Genomic DNA, 7330 nt, shown 5'->3' with positions numbered 1-7330 from the left:
GCCAGCGCCAGCAACGCCAGCCACCGCGCGCGCAGGCGCCGTGGCCGGCGCGGGATCACAGCGCCAGGATCGCCTGCGCCAGTTCCAGGTCGCTGGCCTGTTGCGCCTGCGGGTTGCGCTCGCGCAACACGCGCAGCGCCGCTTCCAGTTGCACGCCGCGGATGCGCCCGGCGCTGGCGACGAAGCCGGCCGCGTCGTCGCGCGCCTGCAGCACCACCTTGTCGTTGTTGGAACTGCTGTCCGAGGACGCCGAGCTGCCGGCCGAGCCGGCCGAGGCCGAACCGGCGGAGCTGCCGGCGAAGCTGGACGCCTGCGCGAACGCGGGCAGGATCAGGGCGAACAGCAGGGCGCAGCGCGCGGTCACTCGGGTCATTGCAATCGTTCCAAACGGGATCGTGAAAAAGGGGACGGCCAGCGCCGCGCCGCATAGCCTAGCGGTCCGCCCCGCGCAGCGCCTGAACGGGCCGCGCGGCAGCGGTGCCAGGCTGGACTCAGGGGTCGAACAGCTTGCCCGGATTGAGCAGCCCGGACGGATCGAACACGCGCTTGACCGCGCGCATCAACGCGATCTCCTCGGCGCTGCGCGTGCTCTCCAGGTAGGGTTTCTTGACCAGGCCGATGCCGTGCTCGGCGGAGATGCTGCCGCCGTGCTCGGCCAGCACCTGCGCCAGCAGCTTGGTGACCTGCTCGCAGGCGGCGATGAACTCCGCCGGCGCAGTGGCCTCGGGCTTGAGCACGTTGATGTGCAGGTTGCCGTCGCCGATGTGGCCGAACCACACCACCTCGAATTGCGGGTAGGCCTCGCCGAGCAGCGCCTGGGTCCGCGCCAGGAACGCCGGCATCGCCGAGATCCGCACCGACACGTCATTCTTGTACGGGGTGTAGCGCGCCACGGCCTCGGTAATGCCTTCGCGCAGGCGCCACAGCTGCGCGGCTTGCGCCTCGCTCTGGCTGATCACCCCGTCCAGCACCCAGCCCTGCTCCATGCAGGCCTCGAACGCGGCCAGCGCCGCGGCCTCCTGCGCCTCGTTGCCGCTGGCGTACTCGGTGACCACGTAGTACGGATACACCGTTTCGAACGGCGCCTGCGCGCCATGCGCGAGCACGTGCTGCAGCGCACGGTCGGTGAAGAACTCGAACGCCTCCAACTGCAGCCGGCTGCGGAATGCGGCGAACACCTGCATCAGCACCTCGAACGAGGGCAGCGCCAGCAGCATCACGTTGCTCGGCGGCGGCGGATCGGTGAGGCGCAGGGTGGCTTCGACCACGATGCCGAGGGTGCCTTCGGAGCCGATCAGCAACTGGCGGAAATCGTAGCCGCTGGAATTCTTGATCAAGCCGCGGTTGAGCTCGAGCAATTCGCCGCTGCCGGTGACCACCTTCAACCCGGCGATCCACTCGCGGGTGTTGCCGTAGCGGATCACGCGGATGCCGCCGGCATTGGTGGCGATGTTGCCGCCGATCGAGCACGACCCGCGTGCGGCGAAGTCCACCGGGTACAGCAGCCCGTGCTCGCGCGCGGCGTTGTGCACCGCCTCCAGCGGCATCCCGGCCTGCACGATGAGGGTGCGGTCGACCGGATCGAACGCCAGCGCCTTGTTCATCCGCTCCAGGCTCAGCACCAGTTCGCCGTGCGCGGCCACCGCGCCGCCGGACAGGCCGGTGCGACCGCCGGAGGGCACCACCGCCACCGCGTGGTCGTTGGCCCAGCGCAGCACCGCCTGCACCTCCTCCACCGTCGCCGGCAGCGCGATCGCCAGCGGCGCCGGGGTCCAGCGCCGGGTCCAGTCGCGACCGTAGTGCTCCAGGTCGGCGGGATCGGTCTTCAGGCGCAGGCCGGGAACGGCAAGGGCCAGGGCATCCAGGCGCGGGTCGGTCATAAGTGGAGAGATCGAAGCGTAGACAATCGTTCAAGCGTGCCAGCCTTGCGCAACGGCGTCCAGTTCGCTGCCAGCAGGTCGCCGCGTTTGCGAATCCCCACTCACCACTCCCGAATCCCCCGCCGGCCACCGCCAATCGATGCATTTGAAACCGTCCGCCGGCGTTGCATCCACGGTCTCCCGGCATCCTATTGCGGCGCACCAAAGCGCGAAGCCATCTGGCATAGTGACCGGCCCGTTGGCCATCGCTCCCTCGCCGCAATGTCGCCCAAGAAGACCTCGTTTCCGAAGCAGGATATCCGCGTGCTGCTGCTCGAAGGCATCAGCCAGACCGCCGCCGACGTGTTCCGCGCGGCCGGCTACTCGCAGATCGAACTGCACGCCAAGTCGCTGCCGGAAGACGAGCTCAAGCAGCGCATCGCCGAGGCGCACATCGTCGGCATCCGCTCGCGCACCCAGCTCAGCGCCGAGGTGCTGGCCCACGCCAAGCGCCTGATCGCGGTCGGCTGCTTCTGCATCGGCACCAACCAGGTCGACCTGGACGCCGCGGAACTGGCCGGCATCCCGGTGTTCAATGCGCCCTACTCCAACACCCGCAGCGTCGCCGAGCTGGTGATCGCCGAGGCCATCCTGCTGTTGCGCGGCATTCCGCAGAAGAACGCCGAATGCCACCGCGGCGGCTGGTCGAAGTCGGCCGCCGGCAGCCACGAGACCCGCGGCAAGGTGCTGGGCATCGTCGGCTACGGCCACATCGGCACCCAGGTCGGCGTGTTGGCCGAGGCGCTGGGCATGCAGGTGATCTTCCACGACATCGAGACCAAGCTGTCGCTGGGCAACGCCCGCACCGCCACCGACCTGGACGACCTGCTGGCGCGCTCGGATGTGGTCACCCTGCACGTGCCGGAAACCGCGGCCACCCGCGACATGATCGGCGCCACGCAGCTGGCGCAGATGAAGCCGGGCGCGCACCTGATCAACGCCTCGCGCGGCACGGTGATCGACATCGATGCCCTGGACGCGGCGCTGCGCAGCGGCCACATCGGCGGCGCCGCGGTGGACGTGTTCCCGATCGAACCCAAGGGCAACGGCGACCTGTTCGAATCGCCGCTGGCCGCGCACGACAACGTGATCCTGACCCCGCACGTCGGCGGCAGCACGCTGGAAGCGCAGGACAACATCGGCGTGGAAGTGGCGGCCAAGCTGGTGCGCTACAGCGACAACGGCAGCACCCTCTCGGCGGTGAACTTCCCCGAGGTGACCCTGCCCGAGCACGCCGAGAGCCTGCGCCTGCTGCACATCCACCGCAACGTGCCGGGCGTGCTGTCGCAGATCAACGAACTGTTCTCGCGCCACAACGTCAACATCGACGGCCAGTTCCTGCGCACCGACCCCAAGGTCGGCTACGTGGTGATCGACGTGGGCGCCAGCGAGGAGCAGGCGGCGGTGCTGAAGGAGGAACTGGCGCAGGTGGCGGGGACGTTGCGGACGCGCATTCTTTACTAGCGGGGATTCGGGATTGGGGATTTAGGATTCGGGATTCGGGATTGGGGATTGGGGATTGGGGATTTGCGGGTGCGCTGCGCGCCCGGACCCTCACCCCAACCCCTCTCCCGAAGGGAGAGGGGCTAGCGCTTTTCCTTCTCCCTTCGGGAGAAGGTGCCCCGAAGGGGCGGATGAGGGTACGGGCGAAGCCTCGTGTTGCCAGATTGGTGCAGCGCTTCGCGTCCGCACCCTCACCCCAACCCCTCTCCCGGGGGGAGAGGAGCTGATGCGCTGCGCTGCAACCACTTCTGCGCCATGCGCCGCAGCGACGGATCCAGGTCCGCTTCATCCAGCAATTCGGCAATCGGGCGCCAAGCCAACGCCAGCGATTCTTCGCTGACAGCGAAGGCTTCGTCCGCGCCGGCGCGGACCACGTAGCGTGCGTCGTAATGCCAGTGCCCCGGCACCTCGCCGCGGGCGGGAATCCAGTGCCGGTCCAGGTCGAAGATCGCGCCATCCTCCAGTGCCAGGCCGGGCAGCCCGGATTCTTCCTCGGCTTCCTTCAAGGCCACCCGCGCCAGATCGCGGTCGCCGTCGGCGTGGCCGCCCAGTTGCAGCCAGCGCTGCAGCTTGCGGTGGTGGGTCAGCAAGGTGCGCGTGCCGTCGGCGCTGACCAGCCAGGCCGAGCCGGTGAAATGGCCGTCCAGGCGGGCGCGCACGAACGGATCGGCGGCATCGTCGAGCAAGGCCAGGAACTGCGCGGCGACCTCGGCCTGGTCCGGACACTGCCCGGCATGGGCCCGCAACTGCTGGCGTAGGGACGACTCCGGCATCGGCGTTCTCGCATTCGGGGGCGGCCATTATCGCCGTCCACGGTGCAGCGCGGCTTGTGGCGGCCGGCCGGCTTTGGCATGGTACGACGCTTGCGTCGCCCGCTGCGGGCCCGGCGCTTCGCCATTGCCGGGGCCGCTTGCCCCGTACCGCCACCTGGGGATGCACCGAATGCTCAAGTCTTTGCTGAGGGTCAAGCCGATCGAACCGGCCGGTCACGTCGATGCCGGCGAACCGTTCGAAGGCAGTCTGGAGGGCGAAGCCACCCTCAAACGCACCCTCACCGCCAGACACCTGATCCTGCTCGGCATCGGCGCGGTGATCGGCGCCGGCATCTTCGTGCTCACCGGCCAGGCCGCGGCCAATCATGCCGGCCCGGCGGTGATGCTCTCGTTCGTGTTCGCCGGCCTGGCCTGCGCCTTCGCCGGCCTGTGCTATGCCGAATTCGCGGCGATGCTGCCGGTCTCGGGCAGCGCCTACTCGTACTCCTACGCCACGCTAGGCGAAGGCGTGGCCTGGTTCATCGGCTGGTGCCTGGTGCTGGAATACCTGTTCGCCGGCTCCAGCGTCGCGGTGGGCTGGTCGGCCTATCTGATCAGCTTCGTCACCGGCACCCTCGGCCTGCCCTTCCCCGCGGAACTGGCCAGCGCGCCGCTGACCTGGACGGGCCATGCGTTCGTGGCCTCGGGCAACCTCGTCAACCTGCCGGCGGTGCTGATCGTGGCCGCGGTCAGCACGCTGTGCTACGTCGGCGTCACTCAATCGGCCTTCGTCAACGCCATCGTGGTGGCGATCAAGGTGCTGGTGATCTGCCTGTTCGTCGGCGTCGGCATCTTCTACATCAACCCGGACAACTGGCATCCGTTCATCCCCGAGAACACCGGCCCGGGCGAGTTCGGCTGGAGCGGCATCTTCCGCGCCGCCTCCATCGTGTTCTTCTCCTATATCGGCTTCGATGCGGTCTCCACCTCCGCCGGCGAGACCAAGGACCCGCAGAAGAACATGCCGATCGGCATCCTGGTGTCGCTGGCCATCTGCACCGTCATCTACATCATCGTCTGCGCAGTGCTGACCGGCCTGCTGCCCTACACCCAGCTCGGCACCGCCAAGCCGGTGGCCACCGCGCTGGAGCACTATCCGCAGCTGGCCTGGCTGAAGACCTTCGTCGAGATCGGCGCCATCGCCGGCCTGTCCTCGGTGGTGCTGGTGATGCTGATGGCGCAGCCGCGCATCTTCTACACCATGGCGCGCGACGGCCTGCTGCCGAAGCTGTTCGGCAAGGTGCACCGCCGTTTCCACACCCCCTACGTCGGCACCGTGGTGGTCGGCGTGCTGGCGGCGCTGCTGGCCGGGCTGATCCCGCTGGACGTGCTCGGCGAACTGGTGTCGATGGGCACCCTGCTGGCCTTCGCCACGGTCTGCGTCGGCGTGATGGTGCTGCGCTTCACCCGTCCGGATCTGCCGCGCCCGTTCCGGGTGCCGCTGTTCTGGGCGGTGTGCCCACTGGGCGCGCTGTTCTGCGTGGGCCTGTTCTTCCAGGCATTCCAGGAACACTGGAAGGTCTTCGTCGGCTGGACCCTGATCGGCCTGTGCATCTACTTCTTCTACGGCATCCGCAACAGCCGCCTGGCCGCCAAGGCCTGATCCGCTCCCCCGAAGACCGGCGTCCGCGCCGGTCTTCGCGTTCGCCCCCTCTTCCTCGCACGCCGCGCCCGGCTGGAACCGCTCGATGCTCAAACAACTCTTGGCCACCAAACACCCCCATGCCAGCCACGAGGACGCCGGCGGGCTGGGCCTGCAACGCGCGCTCGGCCCCTGGGGCCTGACCGCGCTGGGCATCGGCGCGGTGATCGGCGGCGGCATCTTCGTCATCACCGGGCAGGCCGCGGCCAACCACGCCGGGCCTGCGATCATGCTCTCGTTCGTGCTGGCCGCGGTGTGCTGCGCGTTCTGCGCGCTGGCCTACGCCGAGTTCGCGGCGATGGTGCCGGTCTCCGGCAGCGCCTACACCTACACCTACGCCACCTTCGGCGAACTGGCGGCCTGGTTCATCGGCTGGATGCTGGTGCTGGAGTACGGCGTGTCGGCCTCGGCGGTGGCGGTCAGCTGGACCGGCTATTTCCTGAGTCTGCTCGACCATTTCGACATCCATCTGCCCGCGGCACTGGTCAACGCGCCGCTGGACGGCAAGCTGCAGCCCACCGGCGCGATCGCCAACCTGCCCGCCGCCGGCATCGTGCTGCTGCTGACCTGGCTGTGCTACGTCGGCATCCGCAAGTCCTCGGCGATGAACATGGCGATGGTGGTGCTGAAGAGCGGCCTGATCGTGCTGGTCATCGCCGCCGGCTGGAAGTACGTGAACCCGGCCAACTGGCACCCGTTCATCCCGGCCAACGAAGGCCCGGGCAAGTACGGCCTGGATGGCGTGCTGCGTGGCGCGGCGATGGTGTTCTTCGCCTACATCGGCTTCGAGGCGGTGTCGGTGGCGGCGCAGGAATCGCACCGGCCGCAGCGCGACCTGCCGATCGGCATGATCCTGTCGCTGGTGATCTGCACCGTGCTGTACATCGCCATGGCCGCGGTGATGACCGGGCTGGTGCCGTTCGCGCAACTGGGCACCGACGAGCCGGTGGTGACCGCGGTCGCCGCGCATCCGCAACTGGGCTGGCTGCGCGTGGTGGTGGAGGTCGGCGCGCTGATCGGCCTGTCCTCGGTGGTGCTGGTGATGATCATCGGCCAACCGCGCATCTTCATGATCATCGCCCGCGACGGCCTGCTGCCGCCGGTGTTCACCAAGATCCACCCGACCTACCGCACCCCGCACGTCAACACGGTGATCACCGGCATCGGCATCGCCCTGCTGGCGGCGCTGTTCCCGCTGGACGTGCTGGGCGAACTGACCTCGATGGGCACCCTGATCGCCTTCGCCGCGGTCTGCGCCGGCGTGCTGATCCTGCGCCGCACCCAGCCGGACCTGCCGCGGCCGTTTCGCATTCCGTTCGCTTGGCCGATCTGCATCGCCGGCGTGCTCAGCTGCCTGGCGCTGCTGTCGGCGATGACCGCGCACAACTGGATGCTGATGGCCGGCTGGACGGTGATCGGCCTGGCGATCTACTTCGGCTACGGCTAACGCCACA

The 7330-nt window shown here is 68.7% G+C and carries 6 protein-coding genes; 3 read left to right on the top strand and 3 right to left on the bottom strand.

Translation table 11 applies throughout. The features are described from left to right. Positions 1 to 55 precede the first annotated feature (55 nt). Both D183_RS0111545 and D183_RS0111540 read right to left on the bottom strand, forming a co-directional pair. A complete protein-coding gene (locus D183_RS0111545; RefSeq protein WP_010341821.1) occupies positions 56 to 373 on the bottom strand; it encodes a DUF2388 domain-containing protein in 318 nt (105 codons plus the stop codon). 118 nt (positions 374 to 491) lie between these two features. Next, on the bottom strand, positions 492 to 1880 hold the full coding sequence (locus D183_RS0111540; protein WP_017909126.1) for an FAD-binding oxidoreductase: 1389 nt from the start codon (positions 1878 to 1880) through the stop codon (positions 492 to 494). 261 nt (positions 1881 to 2141) lie between these two features. Here D183_RS0111540 and serA point away from each other — a divergent pair, with 261 nt between their 5' ends. Beyond that, the gene (serA, locus tag D183_RS0111535; RefSeq protein ID WP_017909125.1) at positions 2142 to 3383 is read left to right on the top strand and encodes a phosphoglycerate dehydrogenase; all 1242 of its coding nucleotides are present in this window, start codon (positions 2142 to 2144) and stop codon (positions 3381 to 3383) included. Positions 3384 to 3613: 230 nt separating this feature from the next. Here the strand turns inward: serA and D183_RS24540 are convergent, their stop codons facing one another. Next, positions 3614 to 4195, bottom strand: a complete 582-nt coding sequence (locus D183_RS24540) for an NUDIX hydrolase (RefSeq protein WP_039727260.1) — start codon at positions 4193 to 4195, stop codon at positions 3614 to 3616. Positions 4196 to 4364: 169 nt separating this feature from the next. Between D183_RS24540 and D183_RS0111525 the strand changes: the two genes are divergently transcribed. Both D183_RS0111525 and D183_RS0111520 read left to right on the top strand, forming a co-directional pair. Then, positions 4365 to 5837: an amino acid permease gene (locus tag D183_RS0111525; protein ID WP_017909123.1), complete on the top strand. Its 1473-nt coding sequence runs from the start codon at positions 4365 to 4367 to the stop codon at positions 5835 to 5837. A gap of 85 nt (positions 5838 to 5922) precedes the next feature. Continuing rightward, on the top strand, positions 5923 to 7323 hold the full coding sequence (locus tag D183_RS0111520) for an amino acid permease (protein ID WP_017909122.1): 1401 nt from the start codon (positions 5923 to 5925) through the stop codon (positions 7321 to 7323). The last annotated feature ends 7 nt before the right edge of the window (positions 7324 to 7330 follow it).

The organism is Xanthomonas sp. SHU 199, from assembly GCF_000364665.1.
Lineage (GTDB): Bacteria > Pseudomonadota > Gammaproteobacteria > Xanthomonadales > Xanthomonadaceae > Xanthomonas_A > Xanthomonas_A sontii.
This window is presented reverse-complemented; position numbering and strand designations above follow the sequence as displayed.